This window comes from Massilia atriviolacea, assembly GCF_003953935.1.
GTDB lineage: Bacteria > Pseudomonadota > Gammaproteobacteria > Burkholderiales > Burkholderiaceae_D > Telluria_A > Telluria_A atriviolacea.
Genome location: NZ_RXLQ01000025.1, coordinates 40,019 through 63,594 on the forward strand (window position 1 = coordinate 40,019; position 23,576 = coordinate 63,594).

The following is a 23,576-nucleotide window of genomic DNA, read 5'->3' on the forward strand; positions in this document are numbered from 1 at the left end:
TTATTTCTTGCCGCGGCGCGAGACGATCATCGAAGTCGTACGCTTGTTACGGCGCGTCTTCTTACCCTTCGTCTGTTGGCCCCAAGGCGACACTGGATGACGACCAGCTGCGGTTTTACCTTCACCACCACCGTGCGGGTGATCGACCGGGTTCATGACCACACCGCGAACGGTAGGACGAACACCGCGCCAGCGCATCGCGCCGGCTTTACCGATCTTGCGCAGGCTGTGCTCGGCATTACCGACTTCGCCAACGGTTGCGCGGCACTCGATGTGCACGCGGCGCACTTCACCCGAGCGCAGACGCACTTGAGCGTAGGTACCTTCGCGCGCCATCAGAACAACACCAGCGCCGGCGGTACGTGCCATCTGGGCACCTTTACCTGGCAGCATCTCGACGCAATGCATCACGGTGCCGACTGGGATGTTACGGATAGGCAGGCAGTTGCCCGACTTGATCGGTGCTTCCGAACCATTCATCACGCTGTCGCCAACGGCCATGCCCTTGGTAGCGATGATGTACTGGCGCTCGCCGTCGGCGTAGCACAGCAGGGCGATATTCGCGGTACGGTTCGGATCGTATTCGATACGCTCGACCTTTGCCGGAATGCCATCCTTCTGACGCTTGAAGTCGATCAGGCGATAGTGCTGCTTATGACCACCGCCGATGTGGCGGGTGGTGATGTGACCGTTGTTGTTACGGCCGGCAGTTTTCGATTTCTTTTCAACCAGGGCTGCGAACGGACGACCTTTGTACAGGTCCGCGTTCACAACCTTCACCATGCCGCGACGGCCTGGCGAGGTTGGTTTCATCTTTACGAGTGCCATTATTTAGCCTCCTCGGAGAAGTTGATTTCCTGGCCAGGCTTCAGGCACACGAAAGCACGCTTGGTATGGTTGCGACGGCCATTGAAACGGCCCGAACGCTTTTGCTTACCTTCGCGGTTGGCTGTCTGTACCGACAGCACTTCAACCTTGAACAACAGTTCAACGGCTGCCTTGATTTCAGGCTTGGTCGCATCCGGCAATACGCGGAACACGATCTGCTCGTTCTTTTCCGCGACCATGGTGGCCTTTTCGGAAATGACTGGCGCCTGGAGCACCTTCATCAGGCGCTCTTCGGAAAATTTGATTACGCCGCTCATGCGAACATCTCCTCGATCATGGCCAGTGCTGCTTTGGTGACCACGATTTTTTTGTAGAACACCAGCGACATCGGGTCAGCATGCTTCGGCTCGACGACCAGCACGTTCGGCAGGTTGCGCGATGCCAGCAGCAGGTTTTCTTCCAGCTTGTCGGTGATGATCATGACCGATTCCAGGCCCATGCCCTGCAGCTTTTGCGACAGCAGCTTGGTCTTTGGCGCATCCAGATTGATGCCTTCGACCACGACCAGACGCTCTTCGCGTGCCAGTTGCGACAAGATCGAGCAGATACCTGCGCGGTACATCTTCTTGTTCACTTTGTGGGTGAAGTTTTCGTCAGGCGAGTTCGGGAAAATCCGACCGCCGCCGCGCCACAGTGGCGAGGACGACATACCGGCACGTGCGCGGCCAGTACCTTTTTGACGCCATGGCTTCTTGGTCGTGTGGTGAACTTCTTCACGATCCTTCTGCTTGCGGTTACCGCTACGTGCGTTGGCAGCGTAGGCGACGACGATCTGGTGGATCAGGGCTTCGTTGTAGTCACGACCGAAAACGGTATCGGCTGCGGCGACGTTCGAACCTGCTTGACCTTGCTCATTCAGAAGCTTGAGTTCCATAATTAAGCTCCCTTCTGAACTTTGGATTTAATAGCTGGCGAGACGATCACCTGGCCATTTTTCGCACCTGGTACGGCGCCTTTGACCAGCAACAGCTGACGGTCGGCATCGATACGGGCGATTTCGAGATTCTGTACGGTACGATTCACGTCACCGAGGTGACCGGTCATGCGCTTACCAGGGAAAACACGACCTGGATCCTGCGCCATACCGATGGAACCTGGCACGTTGTGCGAACGCGAGTTACCGTGGGTCTGACGACCCGAAGCGAAGTGGTAACGCTTGATGACGCCAGCGTAACCCTTACCGATGGTAACGCCCTGGACGTCGATCTTCTGACCGACTTCGAACAGGGAAGCGGCAACGACGTCGCCAGCTTTCAGTTCGGAGGCTTTACCAGCGTCGACGCGGAATTCGCGCAACATGGTGCCGGCTTCGACGCCCGCTTTGGCGTGGTGACCCGCAACAGCCTTGTTCACGCGGGATGCGCGACGTTGACCGAATGCGACCTGGACAGCGGAATAACCATCTGTTTCAGGGGTTTTGATTTGTGCGACACGGTTGTTCGACACGTCCAGAACGGTGACAGGGATCGAATCCCCTTCATCCGTAAAGATGCGCATCATGCCAACCTTGCGACCGAGAAGGCCTAGGCTCATTTTTTCTCCATTCCCACCTGCGATTGGGCGGGGCTGATGTTTAACTACCAAGTAAAGGACAGATTCAAAAATTCACGAATCCATACCGAAGCCGGCTAGGATAGCACGCAAAAAGGCTTGACGCAACAACTTAGTTGGAGGTATGTCGATGTGTTGTAAGGCGGGAGAGGCGGGGGTGGTTCGAAGGCATTGCACGCGCTGTTTTCGAGGGTAAAACGGGGCAGGGACAGGTGCCGCCGGAGCGATTCCTGATCCGAAAAACCGCCCTTCCCGCGCCAGGGCGGCCGCGGCCTAGCGTGCCAGCGGCTGGCCGCCGGCGCCGATGCGCAGGCGCAGCCAGAACTGCGCCAGGCGCTCCCACAGCCCGCGCCGCACCTTGCCGCTGCGCAGGCGCGTTTCGCCCGCCATCGGCACCGCCATTTCCCAGCGCACCGGGTAAATATTGACGCGCTTGGTATACCGGCTCAGCAAGGCGGTGGTTTCCACCCCGGCGAAATCGAGGTGGCGGTCCAGCAGGAACACGAACATGGGCTCGACATGCTGCTTCTTGCCGCGCGTGCTCACTTCGACGCAGGACGGCAGGATCACGCCGTCGCTCAGGGTGGTGTTGGCGGCCACGATATAGTGCCCGAGCGGGTCGAGCGGCACCGCGTCCAGGCTGGTCGGGCGCACGAACGATTCCCCGTTGCCGAGATTGACTTCCTCGTCGATCGCCCATTCCCAGATAGGGTAGGCGGCAAAGTCGGCATGCGTGACCTTGCGGATGGAACGGCGGATAGCAAGATCTGGGGTCATGGACGGGGCGGCAAAGCTTGGAGGTAACGTCGCCAGTTTATGGCCCGCGCTGATTTCTGTCCAGCAACGCCCAGAGTGGCGTGACGTGAAAACCTCAGAATAAAAATTTAGCGCTTGCCTCCCGCTCATGTGCGCCCATATACAGCTTGGCAAGCACGTTGTATATTACGACCGGAAATTGCAACACTGTAATTTTGTTATCGTCGCCAGTGCGCTGGCGTGGAAGTGTCCCTCAACCCGTTACAAGGAGTTATACATGGCAATCAGTTTGCAAAAAGGCGGCAACGTCAACCTGAGCAAGGAAGCTCCGGGACTGACCAGGGTCGTGATCGGCCTCGGCTGGGATCCGCGCGCGACCGACGGCAGCGCGTTCGACCTCGACGGCAGCGCTTTCATGCTCAAGGCCGACGGCAAGGTCCGTGGCGACGCCGACTTCATTTTCTACAACAACCTCAAGTCGAGCGACGGCTCGGTGGTGCACGCCGGTGACAACACCTCGGGCGCCGGCGAAGGCGACGACGAAAAGGTCAATGTCGACCTGAGCGCGGTGCCGCCCGAAGTCGACAAGATCTCGTTCTGCGTGACGATTCACGAAGCCGAGTCGCGCAAGCAGAACTTCGGCATGGTCGGCAAGGCCTACATCCGCTGCCTGAACGCCGACGGCGACAAGGAACTGGCCCGTTACGACCTGTCCGAAGACGGCTCGACCGAAACGGCGATGATCTTCGGCGAACTGTACCGCGCCGGCGCCGAATGGAAGTTCAAGGCCATCGGCCAGGGCTTCCAGGGCGGTCTGGGCCCGCTGGCCAAGTCGTTCGGCGTTAACGCTTAAGGCATCACCCGCCGGTCCGCGCCCGCAAGGATGCCGCTGCAGAGCGGCGCCTTGCGGGCGTTGTGACGTGTGGGGGTGCGTATGTATAGCAACACGCGTTTTGCGGCCTGCAGCCGTCAAGCCGTCATTCCAGATATCGCCTTTTCCTGAACGGACACCATGGACAACCTCACACGCGGGCAGCGTCTGCCGCTGGCCGGCATCGCCCCCGACGGCCGCCTCGACATCGGCCTGGCCGCCAGCGGCCTGCGGCTCGACTTCGCCTGCTTCGGCCTGGGCGCCGACGGCAAGCTGCTCGACGAGCCCTACATGACCTTCTTCAACCAGCCGCGCACGCCCTGCGGCGGGGTCGCGCTGTGCGACATCCGCGGCGACCTGCTCGGCTTTTCGATCGATACCGGCCTGCTGCCGGCCGCGATCGACCAGCTGGCCATCACCGCCAGCGTGGACGGCGACGGCACCATGGCGCAGCTTTCCAGCGGCTACCTGCGCCTGCTGGCCGGCGGCGCCGAACAAGCGCGCTTCGCGTTTTCAGGACAGGATTTTGCGCAGGAACGCGCCATCATGCTGGGCAATCTGTACCGCAAGGATGGCCAGTGGCGCTTCATGGCGGTCGGCCAGGGCTTCAACGGCGGCCTCGACGCGCTGGTAGCCCACTTCGGCGGCGCCGTTGCCGCGCCCGCGCCGGTGGCCGCGCCGGCGCCCCGCCCCGCCCCCGAGCCCGGCCGCATCTCGCTGGAAAAACGCATCGAAGCCAAGGCCCCGCACCTGGTCAGCCTGGTCAAGCAAGCCACCGTCTCGCTGGAAAAAGTCGGACTGGCCAGCCACCGCGCCAAGGTGGCCCTGGTGCTCGACATTTCCGGCTCCATGAGCACGCTCTACCGCAAGGGCCTGGTGCAGCAGTTCGCCGACCGCATCCTGGCGCTCGGCTGCAAGTTCGACGACGACGGCGAGATCGACGTCTTCCTGTTCGGCTCCAAAGTGCACCAGCCCGCTCCGATGAACCTCGGCAATGCCCGCAGCTACGTGCGCGACGTCGTCGAAGCCCATCCGCTCGAAGGCGACACCCGCTACGGCCGCGCCATGGAAGCGGTGCGCCGCTTTTACTTTCCGGACTCCCAGGGCGGCGAGCGCAAGAGCGCAGCGACGGCGCCGCTGCCGGTGTTCGTCATGTTCGTCACCGATGGCGGCACCTCCGACAAGCCGCTCACCGAAAAGCAGTTGCGCTGGGCCAGCTACGAACCGATCTTCTGGCAATTCATGGGCATCGGCAAGGGCAAGAAGTCGAAAAGCAAGAAACTGCTCCAGTTCGCCGATTCCGATTTCCCCTTCCTCGAACAGCTCGACGAGCTGTCCGGGCGCCTGGTCGACAACGCCGGCTATTTTTCGGTCAGTTCGCCCGACGAACACTCGGATTCCGAGTTATACGACCTGCTCATGGCAGAATACCCGGGCTGGATAAGATTGGCCAAGCAGCACCGCCTGCTCGCCTAGAAATAGCAATAACAATAACGATTCAATAAGAAAGCAACTCATGCGTGTCTGGTTCAACAGGACGTTTTCGTCCGTGTACGCGGCAATCAACCTCATCCGCGAAGCCGATGGGGAAGGCCGTTTCCACCTCATCTACAGCAATGCCAATCCGCACGCCGCCGCCGGCCGCGTGGCGCACGAATTCTTTGTCGAGCCGACCGGCCTGGAGAACGACGCGTACATCGACTGGTGCCTGGCCTTCTGCCGCGAGCACGAGGTGGACATCTTCATTCCCGGCCGCCTGTCGACCGAACTGGCCGGCGCCCACGCCCGCTTCGAAGCGCAAGGCACGCGCGTGCTCAGCGCCGCCACGCAGGCGCAGCTGGAACTGATCCACGACAAGGGCCGCTTCTACGCCAGCACCGAGCTGGCCGGCGCGCCGGTGGCCGAATTCCGCGTCTTCGAAAACATCGCCCAGTTCGACGCCGGCTATGCCGAACTGCGCGCGCGCTATCCCAAGCTGTGCGTCAAGCCGTCGCGCTCGGTGTACGGCCTCGGCTTCGCCATCCTCGACGAAGAGCGCAGCAGCGCCGCCCTGCTGCTGGCCGGCGCCGAATACCACATCGGCCTGGAAGACATGCGGCGCGGCCTGGCCGAGCTGGGCGAGTTCCGCACCATGCTGCTGATGGCCTACCTGGACGGCGTCGAATACAGCGTCGACTGCGTGGGCGACAACGGCCGCCTGGTCGCCGCCGTGGCGCGCAAGAAGCCGATGCAGGCCGGGCGCGGCCAGGTGATCGACATGCGCGACGACATCCTGGAAGCGACTGCCGAACTGGCCCGCATCCACGGCCTGAACGGCGTGTTCAACGTCCAGTTCCGCGAAGGCGACGGCAAGCTGCACCTGCTCGAAATCAACCCGCGCATGTCGGGCGGCGTCGGCATGGCCTGCGTGGCCGGTCCCAACCTGCCCTACATCGCCCTGAAAGGCTTTGCCGACGGTTTCGACAAGGTCGCGGTGCCGCCGGTGCGCAACGGCATCCGCGTGGCCGAGCTGACTTCCCCGGCCGAGCTGCACACGGTGGACTTGCTGTGAGCATGATGCAAGCCCCCGAACGCCATCGCCTGAGCCTGCCGACCGGCGAGCTCGAACTCGACATCCACGACAGCGCCTTCGCCTTGGACGAGGTGATGGGTTTTGCCGCGCGCGCCAACGCCAAGCGCGGCTTCCTGTTCCTGAGCAAGGTGCTGGGCAAGCACTGGCCGGTCACCCCGTCCATGATGCGCCGTGTGCACCAGAGCCTGGCCGCCACCGTGCCCGAACTGCCCGGCCCGGTGGTCTTCATCGCCATGGCCGAAACCGCCATCGGCCTGGGCCAGGGCGTGTTCGAAGCCTGGCTGGCCGCCCATCCGGGGCGCGCAGGCCTGTTCCTGCACACCTCGCGCTACCGGGTCGGCGACGCCCCCATCATCGAATTCGAGGAAGCGCACAGCCACGCCCCGCGCCAGTTCCTGCACATGCCGCCGGACGCGCGCACGCGCGAACTGCTGCTCGGCGCCAAAGCCCTGGTCCTGGTCGACGATGAAGCCAGCACCGGCAACACCTTCCTGAACCTCGCAAACGCCTGCCGCAAGCTCAATCCCGGCATCGCCCACGTGCACCTGGCGACCATCACCAACTTCATGGGCGAGGCTGCCACGCAAGCCCTGTCCGAGCGCTTCGGCCTGCCGGTGACGATGGGCGCGCCGGTCAGCGGCGAGTACCGCTTCACGCCCGGCCAGCTGGCAGGCGGCGGCGCCCCGGCGCAACGCTTCGACCCCTCGGCCGACCGCGGCGCCAGCGGCGCGTTCGGCCGCTACGGCCTGCACCGCGCCCTGGCCCTGCCGCCCGCTCTGGCCCAAGGGCTGGCGGCCGGCGTCAAGCCGGGCGAGCGCGTGCTGGTGCTCGGCACCGGCGAATTCATGCACCCGTCCTACCTGCTGGGCGCCGCGCTCGAAGGCCTGGGCCTGGACGTGGTGGTGCAATCGACCACGCGTTCGCCGATCCTGACCTGGGGCGCGGTCGGGGCCGCGCTCAGCTTCCCGGACAATTACGGCGAGGGTGTGGCCAATTTCCTGTATAACGTCACCCCCGGCCAGTACGACCACGTCTTCCTGTGCCACGAAACCGCGCCCTCCCCGGCGCTGCGCGACCTTGCAGACACGCTGAACGCGCGTCTTTTCCACTTTAAGACCGAGACCCACATTGAAGAAGTTTGAGAAATTCCTGTTCGCCGACCTGGACGACACCCTGTTCCAGTCGCTGGAAAAGTGCGAGGGCCGCGGCTTGCCGGTCGAAGCGGCCGCCTTCCTCAAGGACGGCAGCCCGATCTCGTACACCACGCCCGGCCAGCGCGCCTTTCTCGCGTTCGCCCAGGAGGGCATGACGATGATCCCGACCACCGCGCGCAACCTGAATGCGTTCCGGCGCGTGGGCATCGACTTCCACAGCTACGCCGTGCTCGACTACGGCGGGATCGTGCTTGAACCCGACGGCGCGGTCGACCAGGAATGGCTGGAGCACATGCGCGGCGCCATGCAGGCCGCCCTGCCCGGCCTGCAGGAGCTCGCCGGCCTGATCGACGCCTGGGCCGAGCGCACCGGCTTCGGCAACCGCGCCCGCCTGATCGAGGATTTCGACACGCCGTTCTATCTGGTGGTGAAGGACCCGCACAAAATCGCGGCCAACTTGGAGCCGATCGAGCGCGAGGTGGTCCAGCCGTGGATCAGCGAAGGCAAGCGCGACTACTTCATCCACCGCAACGGCAACAACCTGGCGATTTTGCCGCGCGCGCTGAACAAATCGCACGCGGTGGCGCACGTGAGCGCGCGCCTGCGCGCCGAGCATGGCGACATCCTCACCTTCGGCATGGGCGACAGCAAATCCGACGCGCGCTTCATGGCCGCCTGCGACTACGCCATCGTGCCGAGCCGCACCCAGCTGGCCGGCCTGACCCTGGAGACCCTATGAATTTTTCCGGCAGTTACCGTTCGGAAGACGTCAGCTTCCTGCTCAAGCCGCTGGCCATGCAGGACTTCGTCGACGTCCCGGAAAAGGAATTCCTGATCCAGTCGGGCCAGCGCCACTACAGCGAAATGCTGTCGCCGGAATCGTTGCCGTCCGAGCGCTACCTGGCCGTGTTCCGCGAAGCCTGCGCCGCCAACACGGCGCGCATGGCGCGCGACTGCCTGACCCTGGCCGGCCTGATCGCCCAGCGCCGCAGCGGCCCCGTGACGCTGGTCTCGCTGGCGCGCGCCGGCACCCCGGTCGGCGTCGTGCTCAACAGCCTGCTGCCCAAGGTCTACGGCCGCCCGAGCACCCACTATTCGGTCTCGATCATCCGCGACCGCGGCATCGACCAGGTCGCGCTCGAGCACATCCTGGCGCAAGGCCACGCGCCGGAATCGATCGTCTTCATCGACGGCTGGACCGGCAAGGGCGTGATTTCGCGCGAGTTATCAAGCGCCATCGACGAATTCAACGCCCGTCGCGGCACCGCCATCGACGGCGGCCTGTACGTGCTGTCGGACCTGGCCGGCAGCGCCGCCTGCGCCGCCTCCTGCGACGACTACCTGATTCCGTCGAGCATACTGAACGCCACGGTCTCGGGCCTGATCAGCCGTTCCATCCTGAACGAGGCAATCGGACCAGGGGACTTCCACGGCTGCGTGTACTATCGGCAGTTCGAAGCGCACGACCAGTCGCAAAGCTTCGCCGACGGCCTGGTGGCGGCCGCGCTGGAGATCGCCGCCGCCGACGGCGCGCCGGAGGCAGTCGCGGTCGACCGCGAGCAGGCCGGCGCCATCTCGCGCGCCTACATGCTGGCGGCGCTCGAGCAGCATGGCATCGGCGACGTCAACATGATCAAGCCCGGCATCGGCGAAGCGACCCGCGTCTTGCTTCGGCGCAGCCCGCGCCTCCTGATCCTGCGCGACGCCGGCGCGGCCGACGTGGCCCACCTGGCCCTGCTGGCGCAAGAAAAACACATTCCCGTGATCGTCGACAGCACGTTGCCGTATCACGCCGTTTCATTGATCAGGAGTGCACTGGATGGTTAAATCGATGGGAGCGTCGCTATACGTGCCGGCGAATCACAAATACCTGATGGACGTGGCCAATGGCGAGCGCATGGGGCACGTGCGTTCGCTGATTTTCTGCACCGAAGACGCGGTCGCCGACGCCGACCTGAGCTGGGCGTTGTTCAACCTGTCGGTGGTGCTGGCGAACATGCGCAGGGAAGGCACGGCCGAACGCTTCGTGCGCGTGCGCAATCCGGACGTCATGGCGCGCGTGCTGGCCATGCCGGGCGCCGACAAGCTGGCCGGCTTTGTGATCCCGAAGGCGACGCGCTACAACTTCGACGCCTATTTCAAGCAGATCCGCCATACCGACCACATGCTGATGCCGACCCTGGAAACGGCGGAAGTCTTCAACGACTGGGAAATGCGGCAATTTCGCAAGATGCTCGAAGCGCCCGGCGTGCGCCAGCGCATCCTGGCGCTGCGCATCGGCGGCAACGACCTGCTGGCCCTGCTGGGCCTGCGCCGTCCGCGCACCATGACCCTGTACCGCACGCCGCTCGGACCGGTCATCGCGCGCCTGGTGACCACCTTCCGCCCGTACGGCTTCGTGCTGACCGCCCCGGTGTTCGAACACCTGGACCTGCCCGAACTGCTGGACCAGGAAGTGATGGAGGACCTGGCGCACGGCATGGTCGGCAAGACCGCCATCCACCCGAGCCAGATCGCGCCCATCGAGCAGCACTACCGGGTCAAGCCGAACGACCTGGCGGCGGCCCGTGCCATCCTCGAGGTCGGCGCGCCGGCCGTGTTCAAGATGCATGATTCGATGTGCGAAGTGGCGACCCACCGCGCCTGGGCCGAGCGCACGGTCGAACAGTCGAAGGTATTCGGCGCTCATCACGAGCTCCCTCCGATGAGCCCGGCAATCCCAAGGGAAATCTGATCATCATTTGATTGAAAAGGACGACAAGGTGAATAATTTTTCGCGCGGACAAAAAGGCAAGCTGACCGACCTGGGCCTGAGCGCCCCCTTCAATGTCATGGTCGACATCGATACGGCCGGGCTGGTGGTGGATATCTCCTGCTTCGGCCTGGACGGCAGCGACAAGCTCTCGGACGAGCGCTACATGGTGTTCTACAACCAGCTGGCCAGTCCCGCCAATGAAATCAACATGACCCTGGCCGGGCGCGCCGCCAGCTTCGCGGTCAACCTGGACGCGCTGCCGGCCTCGATCGCCAAGCTGGTGTTCGTGGCCGCCATCGACGGCAACGGCACCATGCGCAGCGTGGGCGCCAGCAGCATCAAGCTCGGCGACAGCGTGCAGTTCCCCTGGTCGGGCGCCGACTTCCAGGATGAAAAAGCCGTCATCGTCGGCGAAATCTATCGCAAGGACGGCATCTGGCGCTTCGGCGCGGTCGGCCAGGGCTTCAACGGCGGCCTGTCGGCGCTGCTGAAACACTTCGGCGGCACGGAGGCTGCGCCGAGCGCATCGCCGAGCGCGACGCCGCCCGCAGCGGTCCCGGTCCCGGTCCCGCCGGCGCCGCCGCCGCAAAAGCCGGTGTCGCTGTCGAAAGTGACGCTCGACAAGCGCGGCGACAAGGTCTCGCTCGACAAGCGCGGCGGCAGCCGGGGCTTCGGCCGCATCCACGTCAACCTGAACTGGAACCGCAACGCGCCCGCCGGGGCCGCGCCCAAGCCGGGCTTTTTCTCGCGCCTGACCGGCGGCGGCGGCAGCAAGGGCATCGACCTCGACCTGGGCTGCATGTACGAGATGGCCGACGGCCGTCCCGGCCTGGTGCAAGCGCTGGGCAATGCCTGGGGCGACTTCGACCGCCCGCCTTACATCCGCCTGGCGGCAGACGACCGCACCGGACAATCGACCGACGGCGAAAACCTGACCATCAACGGCGACCACTTCAACGACATGAAGCGCGCCCTGATCTTCGCCTTCATCTACGACGGCGCGCCGAACTGGTCCGCCACCGACGGCGTGGTGACCATCAACATGCCGGACCAGGCGCCGATCGAAGTGCGGCTCGACCAGGGCGGCAACCAGATGATGTGCGCGATCGCCATGATCGAAAACCGGGGCGGCAGCATGCAGGTCACCAAGCTGGCCGAGTATTTCTCGCAGGTCGGCCGCGAAAGCGCGCACGAACTGATGGACCGCCGTTTCGGCTTCGGCCTGCGCTGGACCACCGGTTCCAAGGACTGACCGTCCACGCCGCCGGACCCGCACTGCGCAGGCCCGGCGGCGATTCTTCAGGACACCACCGTGACCGGCTCCGCCTCGGTCTTGCCGACCTGGTACCAGTCCACCTTGCGGGTTGCCACCATGATCGCGCCCAGCACGGCGAACAGCAGGATACTGCCCAGCACCAGCGCATTATTCTCCGACACCAGCAAGCCATACAGCGCGCCGTAGAGCACGGTCAGCGCCACGCCGAAACCCAGCCCGCGCCGCCAGTCGCGCAACACGAAACTCAGGTAGAAACCCAGCAGCAGGATGCAGGCCGTGCTGGCGATGGCGTACGCCACGACAAAGGGAATATGTTCCGACAGGCCGACCAGCAGCAGGAAGAACAGCACCAGCGCCAGTCCGACCAGCAGATATTGCACAGGGTGGATGGGCAGGCGCTTGAGGATTTCGAAGATGAAGAAAGCGGCAAAGGTCAGCGCCACGAACAGCAAGCCGTACTTGGTGGCGCGGTCGGCCAGCGAATAGACGTTCACCGGTTCGATAAAAGCCACGCTGAAGCGGTCCACCTGGGCCGCGGCGCGCGCGGCGGCGGCTTGCGCGGCCGGGGTGGCATCCGCGCCTGCCGTGCCGGCTTGCAGGGCCAGCAACTGCTGCTGGGCGGCCGTGGACAGGGAGGAAATCGCCCAGTTGGCCTTGAAGCCATCGTCGTTGATGACGCGGTCCTTGGTCGACGGCAAGAAGTTACCGGCGAACTGGGGATGGGGCCACTTCGACGTCAGGCTGATCTGGTTGTTGCGCCCGACCGGCGAAAAATGCTGGCGCTCGATGCCGTCCAGGCCGAGGTTGAAGGCGAAGGGAACGCGGCCGGTCTGTTCGAGGTCCATGGCCGGCAGGTCGGCATGCAGGCCGCTGCCGAGGGCGGTGGTACCGGTACCCTGCTGGAACTCGATCGCCTGCTTGCCCCAGGTAATCGACGGGATGTTGCGGATTCCGCGCACATCCTCGATGCCGACCGCGATGCTGACCTGGCCGATGGTGATGCGCGAGAGCGGGTTATTGCGCGGCAGGGCCGATTTCAGCGGCAGGTCGAAGTCGCCGCTCAGCTTGTGCTGGCCGCTGTAGAACAGCACCCGGTGGATGCCGCGATAACGGTAGTCGGTATCGAACTTGCCGTCGACATTGAGCTGGTTCGGAAACACCAGGTGCACGCGGCTGACCGAGCGGCGTATGGTTTCGGTCTTGCCGGCGGTGCCATCGGCGGCCGGGACCACGGCGTCGAATTCGTCGGTGTAGGGGATGACCATGACCGGACCGACGATCGACTGTTCGCGCACCGAATCGGCGGCGATGCTGGAGACCGCTTCGGCACGGAACTCGCTGCGTTCGCGGATGGTGCCCTGGATCATCACTAACGGCAGGCAGATCAGCAAGGTGAGCGCCAGGATGGCGAGTATCTTGTACAACAGTGTTTTTTGCATGGAGGCTCCCGATTGATGGTGGAGCCAGTGTAGGCAGCGCGTGTGCGCTGGGTATGCGGTGAATGTGAAGTCGCGCGCATGAACGCGTGCTGGCCGGGCCGGGCCCGGTCAGGAAACGCTGCGCGCGTCATTGAAGAGCGAACGTCGACCGGGACTTCGATAATTGGATACCTGATCCGTTCATGACATTCCTTTCAAGATAGAAGTGTCGCGTTGGCGTTTGTTTCCGCATGCGCGAATCGCGCAAAAGGTCGCGACTCGCCCGGACACGAAGTCCAGCCTCTCGGAAAAATCGCAGTTTGCCAAAAATCCAAGACGCGGCAATCAAATGGGAGGCTAGCTCAGTGCTTCCCATTTGATAATTCTCTCTGACAAAAGAATGCTGCGGAATATGATTTCCCCTAGTGCATCGTGGTTGAGTTTTGTTACCACGTGCACTTGCACTGCATCCCTCCAACTTCGACAAGGAAACGCTATGAACATGGTCATCCCTCAAGCAAGCTTGCCACTGCAAGTCCTGAATGACGACGATATCGACAATATCAGCGGTGGCTTACCGATGGTTGTGGCGGCTTACTACGCCGGCGCGTTCATCGCTGGATGTGTCGGCGGCTGGACTGTTGGCCGCGCAATGTGGGCCTGATATCTTCCTGGAGAAAAACATGACGGCACAACCTTCGCTGGCACAGATGATCGGCACTGTTCTTTTTGTGTTGGGAACTTGGGGCGGCTGGAGCATCGGCAAGGCGCTATTTTTCGACCTCTGATAAGCCAGCGGAACGTGTTTTTTAATCTCAACTATCTGGAGTTTTTATGACCTCGATCATCGACACGGAAGCACCGCCGGCATTAGGCGTTTTGACAGAAAATGATATCGATCGCGTCAGCGGCGGCTTGCCTCTGCTTGTCGGATGGGCTATCTATGCAGGGGTAGGATTTGCCTTGGGAGTGGGTTCCGCCTATGGCGTAAAGCTTCTCAAAGCAAAGTAGTCGCAACACCAGTATAGGTAGGTTGAAGCTGCGGAGTCGCATCGGGCAGGCGACTCCGCGTTTTGATTCAGGAAACCAGCACCAGCGGCAAGTGCAGCCGGGCGCGCACCCCGCACGGCTCGGCGTTCTCGACCGTCACCCGGCCGCCGTGCAGCGCCATCACTTCGCGCACGAACGGCAAGCCCAGGCCGGTACTCTTCGCCCCATCCGGGCGCGGCAGCGAGTAGAAACGCTCGAACAGCCGCTCAAGCGCGAACGCGGGTATGCCGGCGCCGCAGTCGGCGACGCTGACGATCACCTCGTTCCCCACTTCTTCGGCACGCATCGTGATCACGCCGCCCGGCGGCGAGAAATCGATGGCGTTGTCGAGCAGGTTGCCCACCGCCTGGCGCAGCAGCAGCCGGTCGCCTTTGACGATCAGGTTGTCGATGAAGGTTTCCAGCGTCACCCCGCGCACCAGCATGCGTGCCGACACATCGGCCCGCACCTCCACGGCCAGGCTGCGCAGCGCGACCGTTTCCGGCGCGCCCAGGCGCTGCTGCTTTTCCACGCGGATCAGCGCCAGCAGCTTGTCGATCAGCTGCTTCTGGCGCAGGTTCTGGTTCAGGATATTGTTGAGGAAATGCTGGCGCTCGGCGGCCGGCATGTCTTCCTGCATCAGCTCGGCCGAACCCTGGATCGCCGCAATCGGGCTCTTCAGCTCGTGCGCCAGGGTGTGCATCAGTTCTTCCACATATTCCTTGCCTTCGAGCTTGTTGCGCATCGCTTCCAATGCCCGTCCGAGCGTGCCGATTTCGTTGTTGCCGAGCGGCGGCAGAGTAGCCTTGCGGCCGGCCTCGACATCGGCGATGTACAGCATCAGCGCGCGCAGGGCACGGTTGAGCCAGTACGCGAAGGCCATGCCGATCAGCAGCGACAGCGCCAGCAGCACGGCGCCGCGCGTGAGGATGATGCGCTGGCTGCGTTCGACGAAGGGTTGCACGGTCGAGACCGGCTTGGCGACGGTCAGCACCCCGATGATGTCCTTGCCGTCCATGATCGGCGCGGCCACGTGCATCACCGCGTGGGTGTCGTCCGAATACGCGTCGCGCGTGCTGCGCGCGCCGTACTCGCCGCGCAGGGTCAGGTAGACATCGTTCCAGCGCGAATAATCCTTGCCCACATCCTTGCCGCTGGAATCGAAGGTCACCCGCCCCTGCACGTCGGTGATGTACACGCGGTAATTCAGGCTGCGCTTGTTCAAGCCGTCGATCGCGACGTCCACGCGGCGCCGCCCGAACGATTGCAGGCGCGCCAGCAGCTGGGACTGGTCCACGCGGCCGGCCTTGACGTCGTCGGCCACCACTTCGGCCAGCAGGTGGGCGGTGTCGACCAGGGTGTCTTCCAGGGTCGAGCGCACGCCCGGCTTGACCTGGGCCACGAACACATTGAGCAAAAACCACGCCGCCAGCCCGACGATCAGAAAGTAGCCGAGCAGGATGCGCAGGCCGATTCTCATGCACCCGCCAGGCTGTAGCCCATGCCGCGATGGGTCTGGATCGGGTCGTCGCTGGCGTCGACCTGGCGCAGCTTGGCGCGCAGCGACTTGACGTGGGCGTCGACGGTGCGGTCGAGGGTATCGGGCGCGTCGGCCCAGACCCGGTCCATCAACTGCGCGCGCGAGAGCACATGGCTGGGCCGCTCGCACAGGGTCTTGAGCAGCAGGTATTCGTAGCGGGTCAGGTCGAGCGCCTGGCCCCGGTACAGGATGCGCGCTTCGGCGTCGCGCAGCTCGAAGCGCGCGCCGGGGGTGGGCGCGCCCGGTGCGGCCGGCGGCGCCAGGCGGCGCAGCACGACCCGGATGCGCGCCACCAGCTCGCGCGGCGAAAATGGCTTGGTGACGTAATCGTCGGCGCCGATTTCGAGTCCGACGATGCGGTCGATCTCGTCGCTGCGCGCGGTCAGGAAGATCACCGGCGCGTTGCAGAACTGGCGCAGCTGGCGGCACACCTCGAAGCCGTTCATGTCGGGCAGGCCGACGTCGAGCACCACCAGCGCCGGCAGCGTGGCCGGATCGGTCGCGCGCATCGCCTGCAGCGCCTGCGCGCCCAGGCTCACATGCTGCGCCACGAAACCGTCGGTGCGCAGGGCGTAGGCGATGCTGTCGGCAATCGCCAGCTCATCTTCCACTATCAGGATCGTTACAGGCATGCGCGGGCGTGGGAAGTGGTCATGCCGACAGTATCCCGGGCGCGAACGGGACAGTCAACCGGCGGGCGGCGCGCAGCATCGTGTCGGGAAATTTTACAGCGCTCGACCCCATGTGTTTACCGACAACCATAAGTCGATGATACCAAACAACAATTTCCAAGTGGCATGATTTTTGCTTGAACAGCAGGCCATCTTAATTAAAATATAAGAAAGAATAACGTGACAGCAAAAACACTTCTCATCCTCGCGCTCGCCGCCTCGGCCTGGGTCTCCAGCGCCCACGCGACCATTCTCACCACCACCTCGCGCGGCGTGGTCAGCAGCGTGTACCAGAACACTCTCGATGACTTCGGCCCCGGTAACCTGGTCGGCAAGAAATTCCAGATGACCCTCACCTTCGACGATACGACGGCCACCCGCGACAGCTACCTGGACCAGTACCATGCGCTGTACGGCCTGAACCTGTTTAGCGCAAGCATCACGGTCGATGGCGTGACGCGCGACTACCGCCGCATCGGCAACTTCCAGCAGCAGACCGCGAACGGCGCGTCGGCCCCGAACCCGTGGGGATCGGACCAGGCGTTTGCCGGAGTGAACTGGACCACGCGCGAGGAGAGCCTCTACGCCTACCACGGCATCGAATCGATGGAGCACTTTTTTGCGGGCGCCAGCGCCAGCCTGACCGCGCCCTTGTCGGCCAAGGTGCGGCCCGACCTGTACCAGTACATGATGAAACAGGCGCAGTTCGGCCATACCGACGTGGCCTCGGGACGCTCGACCGTGTTCTATGGCGAGATCGAGGAGTTTTCCATGAGTACCGTGGCAGTGCCGGAACCGGCCGGCCTCGGTCTGCTGGGCCTGGGTGCGCTGGCGATGCTGGGCGCGCGCCGGCGCAGGCGCCAGCCGGCCTGACCGGCATCAGGGCGGCGCGCCCGGCCCGATAGTGCGGTCGAACAGTTTGAACAGGGCGTTATAGAACTTCTCACGGTTCTTTTCGTGGTAAATGCCATGGCCCTCTTCGTCCAGGATCAACCATTCGACTTCCTTGTTCGCCTCCTTGAGCGCCTTGTACATCTTGCGGCCATGGGCGATCGGCACGCGCCGGTCCCAATTGCCGTGGGCCAGCAGCACCGGCGCCGTGATGCGCGCCGCGTTCTTCAAGGGCGAGACCTGGTCGAATACCTGCTGTTCGCGCCCCGCCCTGCCGACCAGGATTTCCGTTCCCAGGCGTCCGGTGGCATGGGCATTGGTATCGGAATCGTCCTTAAGCATGTAGGCAATATCGCTGACGCCAGCAAAGCTGGCGCCGCAGCGAAACAGCTCGGGCGTCTTGGCCAGCCCCCACATCGCGGCATAGCCACCGTAGCTGGCGCCGTAGATGCAGATGCGCTGCGCATCGGCGTAACCCTGCTCGACCAGCCAGCGCGCGCCATCGCTGATGTCATCCTGCATCGCCAGGCCCCACTGGCCATAGCCGGCTGCCATGAATGCCTTGCCGAAACCGCTGGAACCGCGAAACTGCGGCTGCAACACGGCATAGCCGCGTGCGGCCAGCAGTTGCACCTCGGGATTGAAGCGCCAGCCATCGCGCGCGGCCGGGCCGCCGTGAATCAGGACCACCGCCGCCTTCGGCGCACCGGTTTTGGCCGGCAAGGTGAGATAGGCGGGAATGCTCAAGCCGTCGCGCGCGGTATAACGCACGATCTGCATCGGGCGCATGGCGCCGACATCGATCTCCGGCTTGGCCGAGGCAACCTTGCGCAGCGATGCCTCCTTTACGTCCAGCAAGAACCACTGGCCCGGATCGACATCGCCGTACGAATAGACCAGCAGCTTCTCGGTCACGTTGCCGGACAACAGATTGATACGGTCCGGCAGCACCGCATCGATGCTCTTCTGCATCGCCGCCCACGCCGGGTCGAACCATTCGAGCACCGGCTTCATGCCGGCGGTAGCGACCAGGCGGAACTGGCCGTCGGTTTCGGTGTCGGGCACGTGAATGTCCTGGGTCGGATGACCGGCCAGCAATTCGCCGACTGTGCGCGTTTCCAGGCTGTAGCGAAAGTAGGCAAAGGTGTCGCGGCCCTGGCGCGAACGGACCACCAGCGACTTCTGGTCGCGCGCCAGGCTTTCCGGCCACCAGTGCTCTTCGCCGAAAGCGAAGGTGGCCAGCTTTTCCCAGGGTTTGTCCTGGGCGGCCCGGTACCAATGCGTGATGCTGGTATCGTCCGACCACAGGGCGGTGCTGATGGTAGTGACCACGCGGGCGTCGCCATTGTCGTCGAGCACCCACCACATCGGCTTGCCCGGCATATGGAAGTTGACTACTTCGGAGGCACCTGTCTCGAGCGTAATGCGGGCGATATATGCGGGCATGTCTGCACGTCGGGCAATGACGCGCGTATTGCCGGCGCTGTCGGGCAGGACGGTGCCGGTGTAGCGCACGCCGATATAACCCAGGTACTTTCCGTCCACGTCGATCAGCTCCACGCCCCGGTCGGCATCGACCGCAAGGCGCTTGTTATCGACCCAGTCGACGTCGCTCGGGTTATTCATGACGGAACCCTTGCTTTCCAGGAAACGCGGCGCCATGGTCGCCGTATCGATCAGCACCAGCTTGCTGGCCTCGCCCTTGCGCGCAATCGCGGCGATGTGCTTACCGTCGGGAGAGAGGTCCATCGACAGGTAAGCCGGAGCACGCAACGCCTCCTTGATGCCGAGCACCGGCACTTCGGCCATGCAGGGCGTGCCGGCCAGTGACAGGAGAGCGCACAGCATCAGCTTGCGTAAGGAAAAGGCGATCATGGCGAAGGGGCCGATGGAAGGTCGGCGTGCGTTGCAAGGGCGACAGTATACCGCGTCGATTCCGTGCCACAACAAAATCTGCAGCGCTGCTTGCCAGCGCTGCGCCTTGAGCGGGCTCAATCTTGGGGCGGTACGGTGTTGGACCGGCGCCAATCTCGCCGCGCTTGAATTGCCTTGAGTAAATATGCGTGCAAGGATGGCGACTCAACCATCGGAGTGTCCATGTCCAAGACCCCATCGCCCGACAGCGCGGCAGCGCCGGCCGCCCGTCCCCTGTTCCGGCTGCAGGCGCTGGAACACGCCGGCGCCCGCCAGTACGGCAAGGTCATCCTGGCCCGCGCGCCGGGACAGCGCGCCCTGACCCTCCTGTTCGCCGGCATCGCGCTGGCCATCGTTGCCTTCTTCCTCAGTTTCAGCACCACGCGCAAGGCGCAATCGCAGGGCTTGTTGCTGCCCACCGGCGGCGTGATCCGCGTGATTCCCGGCCGCGTCGGCACGATCGTGGAACGGCGCGTGCGCGACGGCCAGGCGGTCGCCGCCGGGGAGGTGCTGTTCGTGTTGTCCGGCAAACGGACCAGCGCGGCGGCCGGCTCGACCGAGCAGACGGTGGCCGCCCTGCTGCACCAGCGCCGTGAGAGTTACCGCGGCGAGCTGGACCAGGTCATCGAACAGGCCGCCCAGCGCGCCACTGCGGCGCGGCGCCGGGTGGACGATATCGGCGCCGAGCTGGCGCGCGTGGCCGAGCAGATCGCGCTGCAGGAAGACCGGCTGGCGCTGGCGCGGGAAGCGTTCGGCCGTTTCGAGGGCCTAGCCCGCACCAGCTATATCTCCCCCAGCCAGTTAAGCGACAAGCGCGCCGAGCTGCTCGAACAGCGCCAGCGCCTGGCCGAGCTGGTGCGGCTCAGGACGGTGACCGAACGCGCCGCCGGCGAGGCGCGCGCGCAACTGCGCGAGATCGGACCGCAGGCGCAGCGCGAACGCGCCGCCCTGGAGCGCAGCATGCGCGCGCTCGACCAGGACCTGGCCGAGAACCAGGCCCAGAGCGACATCGTGCTGCGCGCGCCGATCGACGGCGTGGTCACCGCCGTGGCCGGCGACATCGGCCAGAGCGTCACCCCGGACGCCACCCTCGCCGCCGTCCTGCCGGCCAGCGCGCAGCTGGAAGCGGAGATCTACGTGCCGTCGCGCCTGATCGGTTTCATCCAGCCGGGCATGGCGGTCGCGCTGCGCTACCAGGCCTTCCCGTATCAGAAATTCGGCCAGCACCCGGCGCGCGTGCGCGAGGTCGCGCACACCTCCTCGCGCCCGGCCGACACCGCCCTGGCCGCCGCCGGCGCAGCCGAACCGATGTACCGCCTGCGCCTGACGCTGGAGCGGCAGTCGGTCTCGGCCTACGGCAAGGCGGTGCCGCTCAAGTCCGGCATGCTGGTCGACGCCAGCATCGCGCTCGACCGGCGCCGTCTGCATGAATGGGTGCTGGAACCGCTGTACACCATCTCCGGACGTTGAGGGTTGCGTCCGGCCAACCGTTTTCTCACACAATCGGAACCGCCATGCATTTCCACGAGCGCCTGCAACAGGCTTTCTGGCCGGGTAAATCGCTTCCCATCCTGCTGCAGACCGAGGCGGCCGAATGCGCCCTGGCCTGCCTGGGCATGGTGGCCGGCTACTGGGGACACCGGGTCGACCTGGCCAATCTGCGGCGCCGTTTTTCGGTCTCGCTCAAGGGCGCCACCCTGCGCAGCCTGATGACCATGTCGCAAGCGCTGGCGCTGCAGCCGCGCCCCCTGAAGCTCGACATGGACCAGCTGGCGCAGCTGACACTGCCCTGCATCCTGCACTGGGACCTGAATCACTTCGTGGTGCTGAAATCGGTCTCGGCGACCCACGCCGTGATTCACGATCCGGCGGTCGGCATGCGGCGCCTGCCCTTGCCGGAATGCGGCAAGCACTTTACCGGCGTTGCGCTGGAACTGCTGCCGTCGCAGCAATTCAAGCCGCAAAACGAGACGCAGAAATTCTCGCTGACCTCGCTGATGGGCGGCGTGACGGGCCTGAAGGGCGGCCTGGCGCAGATCCTGGTGCTCGGCCTGGTGCTGCAGCTGTGCGCGCTGGCGGCGCCCTTCTACATGCAGTGGATGGTCGACGAAGCGCTGCTCTCGGCCGACCGCGACATGATCACGGTGCTCGGCTGCGGCTTTCTGCTGCTGGTGCTGTTGCAGACCGCCGTCGGCGCGGTGCGCTCGTGGGTGACCACGGTGCTGTCGACCAACCTGAATCTCCAGTGGCTGAGCAACGCCTTCGGCCATCTGATGAAACTGCCGCTGTCCTACTTCGAAAAGCGCCACACGGGCGACATCGTGTCGCGTTTCAGCTCGATCCGGTCGATCCAGGAAAGCCTGACCACGCAGTTCGTCGAAGGGATCATCGACGGCTTCCTGGTGCTGGGCACCCTGGCCATGATGGTCGCCTACAGCGCGCGACTGTCGGCGCTGGCCTGCATCGCGGTGCTGATCTATATCGCCCTGCGCTGCGCGCTGTTCCGCAGCCTGCGCGACGCCAACGCGGAGCAGATCATCCACGCGGCGCGCCAGCAGACCCACTTTCTGGAATCGGTGCGCGGGGTGCAGAGCATCCGCCTGTTCGGGCGCCACGAGGCGCGCCACGCCGGCTGGCTCAACACCCTGGTCGACCAGGTCAATGCGGAACTGCGGATCGCCAGGATGGCGCTGTCGTACCAGAGCGCGAACACCTTCCTGTTCAATACCGAGCGGGTGATCGTGATCTGGATGGCGGCCTTGCTGGTGCTCGACAACCGTTTCTCGGTCGGGATGATTTTCGCCTTCATCAGCTACAAGGACCAATTCAGCAGCCGCATGGCCAGCCTGGTCGACAAGGTGTTCGAATTCGCCATGCTGCGCCTGCACGGCGAGCGGGTGGCCGACATTGTCCTCTCCGAGCCGGAAGAAACGGCGCTCGAATGCGAACTCGATCCGCAGGCGCTCGCGCCCTCGGTCGAGATCCGCAATCTGTCGTTCCGCTATGCGGACGGCGAACCGTTCGTCCTGCAGGACCTGAACCTGAGCATCCCGGCCGGCCAGTGCATCGCGGTCACGGGGCCGTCCGGCTGCGGCAAGACCACCCTGATGAAACTGCTATTGGGGCTGCTGGCCCCGACCGGCGGCGAGATCCTCGTCGGCGGCATCAAGCTCGGCCACCTGGGCTTGTCGAACTACCGCCAGATGATCGGCACGGTGATGCAGGACGACCATCTGTTCGCCGGCTCGATCTCGGACAACATCAGCTTCTTTGCCGAAACGCGCGACGAGGAGCGGGTCCAGGGCTGCGCCCAGGCCGCCGCCTTGCATGCGGAAATCATGGCCATGCCGATGGGATACAACACGCTCGTCGGCGACATCGGCACCGGCCTGTCGGGCGGGCAGAAGCAGCGCCTGCTGCTGGCGCGCGCGCTGTACAAGTCGCCGCGCCTGCTGGTGCTCGACGAAGCCACCAGCCACCTCGACGTGTGGAACGAAGTGGCGGTCAACGCCTCGATCCGGCAACTGAACCTGACCCGCATCATCGTGGCGCACCGGCCGGAAACCATTGCCATGGCGCAGCGCGTGGTGGTGTTGCAGCAGGGGGCGATCTGCCAGGATATCCTGCAGGAAAGCGTGCACGAAGACGGGCAAGCGGACGGGCAGGCGGACGGGCAGGCGGACGGACAGGCAAGCGCGGAAAAAATGTGCGCCTGAGCTGGCGGCGATGGCGTTAACGCATCAGGGCCGGGTCCGTTCGCTAAACGCGAACTCGCCCGGCCCTGACTCGCCCGCGCACGTCAGTGCGTTGGCGGCAATACGGCAATGATTATTGCAGTTTGATTTCGACGTCGACGCCAGCTGGCAGGTCCAGCTTCATCAGCGCGTCAACGGTCTTGTCCGTTGGGTCCACGATGTCCATCAGACGCTGGTGCGTACGGATTTCGAACTGGTCGCGCGAGGTCTTGTTGACGTGCGGCGAACGCAGGACGTCAAAACGCTGGATGCGGGTTGGCAGTGGGACTGGGCCTTTGACAACAGCGCCGGTACGCTTGGCGGTGTCGACGATTTCCAGTGCGGACTGGTCGATCAGCTTGTAGTCGAACGCTTTGAGGCGAATGCGGATTTTCTGGTTTGGTGCGGACATGGTAATTCCCTTAAAAAGAACGAACCGGCGATGAGCCGGCGATATGAATTTTTGCTTGGGCACATCAGGCAAGAAAGCAAGTATACCTGCTTTCCTGCCTTTTCCTACAAATTACTTACCTGCTGCGTCGCCCAGAATCTTGGC

General features: G+C 64.2%; 23 protein-coding genes. 13 read left to right on the forward strand and 10 right to left on the reverse strand.

What is annotated here, in order from left to right:
- The 5 genes from rplB to EJB06_RS29280 all read right to left on the reverse strand — a co-directional run bounded on the left by rplB (position 1) and on the right by EJB06_RS29280 (position 3,216).
- The gene (gene rplB, locus EJB06_RS29260) at positions 1-828 is read right to left on the reverse strand and encodes a 50S ribosomal protein L2 (protein WP_073222550.1); all 828 of its coding nucleotides are present in this window, start codon (positions 826-828) and stop codon (positions 1-3) included.
- A complete protein-coding gene (gene rplW, locus EJB06_RS29265) occupies positions 828-1,145 on the reverse strand; it encodes a 50S ribosomal protein L23 (protein WP_054265822.1) in 318 nt (105 codons plus the stop codon). The genes rplB and rplW overlap by 1 nt, the downstream gene beginning before the upstream one ends.
- A complete protein-coding gene (rplD, locus tag EJB06_RS29270) occupies positions 1,142-1,762 on the reverse strand; it encodes a 50S ribosomal protein L4 (protein ID WP_126077555.1) in 621 nt (206 codons plus the stop codon). The genes rplW and rplD overlap by 4 nt, the downstream gene beginning before the upstream one ends.
- 2 nt (positions 1,763-1,764) lie before the next feature.
- Positions 1,765-2,421, reverse strand: a complete 657-nt coding sequence (rplC, locus tag EJB06_RS29275) for a 50S ribosomal protein L3 (RefSeq protein ID WP_126077556.1) — start codon at positions 2,419-2,421, stop codon at positions 1,765-1,767.
- 291 nt (positions 2,422-2,712) lie between these two features.
- Positions 2,713-3,216 (reverse strand): hypothetical protein, encoded by a 504-nt coding sequence (locus tag EJB06_RS29280; RefSeq protein ID WP_126077557.1) that lies wholly within the window; start codon positions 3,214-3,216, stop codon positions 2,713-2,715.
- A 256-nt stretch (positions 3,217-3,472) separates the two neighbouring features.
- Here EJB06_RS29280 and EJB06_RS29285 point away from each other — a divergent pair, with 256 nt between their 5' ends.
- The 8 genes from EJB06_RS29285 (at position 3,473) to EJB06_RS33020 (ending at position 11,799) form a co-directional block, all read left to right on the forward strand.
- Complete coding sequence (locus EJB06_RS29285) at positions 3,473-4,048, forward strand: TerD family protein (protein WP_126077558.1); 576 nt, start codon at positions 3,473-3,475, stop codon at positions 4,046-4,048.
- Positions 4,049-4,207: 159 nt separating this feature from the next.
- Positions 4,208-5,542, forward strand: coding sequence for a VWA domain-containing protein (locus EJB06_RS29290; protein WP_126077559.1), 1,335 nt, complete (start codon positions 4,208-4,210; stop codon positions 5,540-5,542).
- A 40-nt stretch (positions 5,543-5,582) separates the two neighbouring features.
- A complete protein-coding gene (locus EJB06_RS29295; RefSeq protein ID WP_126077560.1) occupies positions 5,583-6,617 on the forward strand; it encodes an ATP-grasp domain-containing protein in 1,035 nt (344 codons plus the stop codon).
- 2 nt (positions 6,618-6,619) lie between these two features.
- Positions 6,620-7,780, forward strand: coding sequence for a phosphoribosyltransferase domain-containing protein (locus tag EJB06_RS29300; protein ID WP_126077561.1), 1,161 nt, complete (start codon positions 6,620-6,622; stop codon positions 7,778-7,780).
- Positions 7,767-8,531 (forward strand): HAD family hydrolase, encoded by a 765-nt coding sequence (locus tag EJB06_RS29305; protein ID WP_126077562.1) that lies wholly within the window; start codon positions 7,767-7,769, stop codon positions 8,529-8,531. The genes EJB06_RS29300 and EJB06_RS29305 overlap by 14 nt, the downstream gene beginning before the upstream one ends.
- On the forward strand, positions 8,528-9,619 hold the full coding sequence (locus tag EJB06_RS29310; protein WP_126077563.1) for a cysteine protease StiP family protein: 1,092 nt from the start codon (positions 8,528-8,530) through the stop codon (positions 9,617-9,619). Before EJB06_RS29305 ends, EJB06_RS29310 begins: the two co-directional genes overlap by 4 nt.
- Entirely contained in the window at positions 9,612-10,526 is a 915-nt protein-coding gene (locus tag EJB06_RS29315) for an HpcH/HpaI aldolase/citrate lyase family protein (RefSeq protein ID WP_126077564.1), read from the forward strand. The genes EJB06_RS29310 and EJB06_RS29315 overlap by 8 nt, the downstream gene beginning before the upstream one ends.
- A 28-nt stretch (positions 10,527-10,554) precedes the next feature.
- On the forward strand, positions 10,555-11,799 hold the full coding sequence (locus EJB06_RS33020; protein ID WP_126077565.1) for a TerD family protein: 1,245 nt from the start codon (positions 10,555-10,557) through the stop codon (positions 11,797-11,799).
- A 47-nt stretch (positions 11,800-11,846) separates the two neighbouring features.
- Here the strand turns inward: EJB06_RS33020 and creD are convergent, their stop codons facing one another.
- On the reverse strand, positions 11,847-13,262 hold the full coding sequence (gene creD / locus EJB06_RS29325) for a cell envelope integrity protein CreD (RefSeq protein ID WP_126077566.1): 1,416 nt from the start codon (positions 13,260-13,262) through the stop codon (positions 11,847-11,849).
- A gap of 475 nt (positions 13,263-13,737) precedes the next feature.
- On the opposite strand from creD, the gene EJB06_RS32095 reads away from it, so the two are divergent.
- Both EJB06_RS32095 and EJB06_RS32100 read left to right on the forward strand, forming a co-directional pair.
- A complete protein-coding gene (locus tag EJB06_RS32095; protein ID WP_164558067.1) occupies positions 13,738-13,905 on the forward strand; it encodes a hypothetical protein in 168 nt (55 codons plus the stop codon).
- 170 nt (positions 13,906-14,075) lie between these two features.
- A complete protein-coding gene (locus EJB06_RS32100) occupies positions 14,076-14,252 on the forward strand; it encodes a hypothetical protein (RefSeq protein WP_164558068.1) in 177 nt (58 codons plus the stop codon).
- 67 nt (positions 14,253-14,319) lie between these two features.
- Here EJB06_RS32100 and creC read toward each other — a convergent pair whose 3' ends face one another.
- Both creC and creB read right to left on the reverse strand, forming a co-directional pair.
- Positions 14,320-15,750, reverse strand: coding sequence for a two-component system sensor histidine kinase CreC (gene creC / locus EJB06_RS29330; RefSeq protein WP_126077567.1), 1,431 nt, complete (start codon positions 15,748-15,750; stop codon positions 14,320-14,322).
- Positions 15,747-16,442 carry a two-component system response regulator CreB gene (gene creB / locus EJB06_RS29335; RefSeq protein WP_126077568.1) on the reverse strand — a complete coding sequence of 232 codons (696 nt, stop codon included), beginning with the start codon at positions 16,440-16,442 and terminating at the stop codon, positions 15,747-15,749. The genes creC and creB overlap by 4 nt, the downstream gene beginning before the upstream one ends.
- A 219-nt stretch (positions 16,443-16,661) precedes the next feature.
- Here creB and EJB06_RS29340 point away from each other — a divergent pair, with 219 nt between their 5' ends.
- Positions 16,662-17,354: a PEP-CTERM sorting domain-containing protein gene (locus EJB06_RS29340; RefSeq protein ID WP_198420948.1), complete on the forward strand. Its 693-nt coding sequence runs from the start codon at positions 16,662-16,664 to the stop codon at positions 17,352-17,354.
- Between the two features lie 6 nt (positions 17,355-17,360).
- Here the strand turns inward: EJB06_RS29340 and EJB06_RS29345 are convergent, their stop codons facing one another.
- Positions 17,361-19,247, reverse strand: a complete 1,887-nt coding sequence (locus EJB06_RS29345; RefSeq protein WP_126077569.1) for an alpha/beta hydrolase family protein — start codon at positions 19,245-19,247, stop codon at positions 17,361-17,363.
- A 222-nt stretch (positions 19,248-19,469) separates the two neighbouring features.
- Here EJB06_RS29345 and EJB06_RS29350 point away from each other — a divergent pair, with 222 nt between their 5' ends.
- Together EJB06_RS29350 and EJB06_RS29355 are read left to right on the forward strand one after the other, a co-directional pair.
- Positions 19,470-20,756 carry an HlyD family secretion protein gene (locus EJB06_RS29350; RefSeq protein ID WP_126077570.1) on the forward strand — a complete coding sequence of 429 codons (1,287 nt, stop codon included), beginning with the start codon at positions 19,470-19,472 and terminating at the stop codon, positions 20,754-20,756.
- A gap of 44 nt (positions 20,757-20,800) precedes the next feature.
- On the forward strand, positions 20,801-23,002 hold the full coding sequence (locus EJB06_RS29355; RefSeq protein ID WP_126077571.1) for a peptidase domain-containing ABC transporter: 2,202 nt from the start codon (positions 20,801-20,803) through the stop codon (positions 23,000-23,002).
- 112 nt (positions 23,003-23,114) lie between these two features.
- Here EJB06_RS29355 and rpsJ read toward each other — a convergent pair whose 3' ends face one another.
- Positions 23,115-23,432: a 30S ribosomal protein S10 gene (gene rpsJ, locus EJB06_RS29360; protein ID WP_005663509.1), complete on the reverse strand. Its 318-nt coding sequence runs from the start codon at positions 23,430-23,432 to the stop codon at positions 23,115-23,117.
- Positions 23,433-23,576 lie beyond the last annotated feature (144 nt).

Excerpts from the sequence above, each read along its gene's own strand:
- rplB (WP_073222550.1), bottom strand. The coding sequence starts at position 828 with ATGGCACTCGTAAAGATGAAACCAACCTCGCCAGGCCGTCGCGGCATG.
- rplW (WP_054265822.1), bottom strand. The coding sequence starts at position 1,145 with ATGAGCGGCGTAATCAAATTTTCCGAAGAGCGCCTGATGAAGGTGCTC.
- rplD (WP_126077555.1), bottom strand. The coding sequence starts at position 1,762 with ATGGAACTCAAGCTTCTGAATGAGCAAGGTCAAGCAGGTTCGAACGTC.
- rplC (WP_126077556.1), bottom strand. The coding sequence starts at position 2,421 with ATGAGCCTAGGCCTTCTCGGTCGCAAGGTTGGCATGATGCGCATCTTT.
- EJB06_RS29280 (WP_126077557.1), bottom strand. The coding sequence starts at position 3,216 with ATGACCCCAGATCTTGCTATCCGCCGTTCCATCCGCAAGGTCACGCAT.
- EJB06_RS29285 (WP_126077558.1), top strand. The coding sequence starts at position 3,473 with ATGGCAATCAGTTTGCAAAAAGGCGGCAACGTCAACCTGAGCAAGGAA.
- EJB06_RS29290 (WP_126077559.1), top strand. The coding sequence starts at position 4,208 with ATGGACAACCTCACACGCGGGCAGCGTCTGCCGCTGGCCGGCATCGCC.
- EJB06_RS29295 (WP_126077560.1), top strand. The coding sequence starts at position 5,583 with ATGCGTGTCTGGTTCAACAGGACGTTTTCGTCCGTGTACGCGGCAATC.
- EJB06_RS29300 (WP_126077561.1), top strand. The coding sequence starts at position 6,620 with ATGATGCAAGCCCCCGAACGCCATCGCCTGAGCCTGCCGACCGGCGAG.
- EJB06_RS29310 (WP_126077563.1), top strand. The coding sequence starts at position 8,528 with ATGAATTTTTCCGGCAGTTACCGTTCGGAAGACGTCAGCTTCCTGCTC.
- EJB06_RS29315 (WP_126077564.1), top strand. The coding sequence starts at position 9,612 with ATGGTTAAATCGATGGGAGCGTCGCTATACGTGCCGGCGAATCACAAA.
- creD (WP_126077566.1), bottom strand. The coding sequence starts at position 13,262 with ATGCAAAAAACACTGTTGTACAAGATACTCGCCATCCTGGCGCTCACC.
- EJB06_RS32095 (WP_164558067.1), top strand. The coding sequence starts at position 13,738 with ATGAACATGGTCATCCCTCAAGCAAGCTTGCCACTGCAAGTCCTGAAT.
- EJB06_RS32100 (WP_164558068.1), top strand. The coding sequence starts at position 14,076 with ATGACCTCGATCATCGACACGGAAGCACCGCCGGCATTAGGCGTTTTG.
- creC (WP_126077567.1), bottom strand. The coding sequence starts at position 15,750 with ATGAGAATCGGCCTGCGCATCCTGCTCGGCTACTTTCTGATCGTCGGG.
- creB (WP_126077568.1), bottom strand. The coding sequence starts at position 16,442 with ATGCCTGTAACGATCCTGATAGTGGAAGATGAGCTGGCGATTGCCGAC.
- EJB06_RS29345 (WP_126077569.1), bottom strand. The coding sequence starts at position 19,247 with ATGATCGCCTTTTCCTTACGCAAGCTGATGCTGTGCGCTCTCCTGTCA.
- EJB06_RS29350 (WP_126077570.1), top strand. The coding sequence starts at position 19,470 with ATGTCCAAGACCCCATCGCCCGACAGCGCGGCAGCGCCGGCCGCCCGT.
- EJB06_RS29355 (WP_126077571.1), top strand. The coding sequence starts at position 20,801 with ATGCATTTCCACGAGCGCCTGCAACAGGCTTTCTGGCCGGGTAAATCG.
- rpsJ (WP_005663509.1), bottom strand. The coding sequence starts at position 23,432 with ATGTCCGCACCAAACCAGAAAATCCGCATTCGCCTCAAAGCGTTCGAC.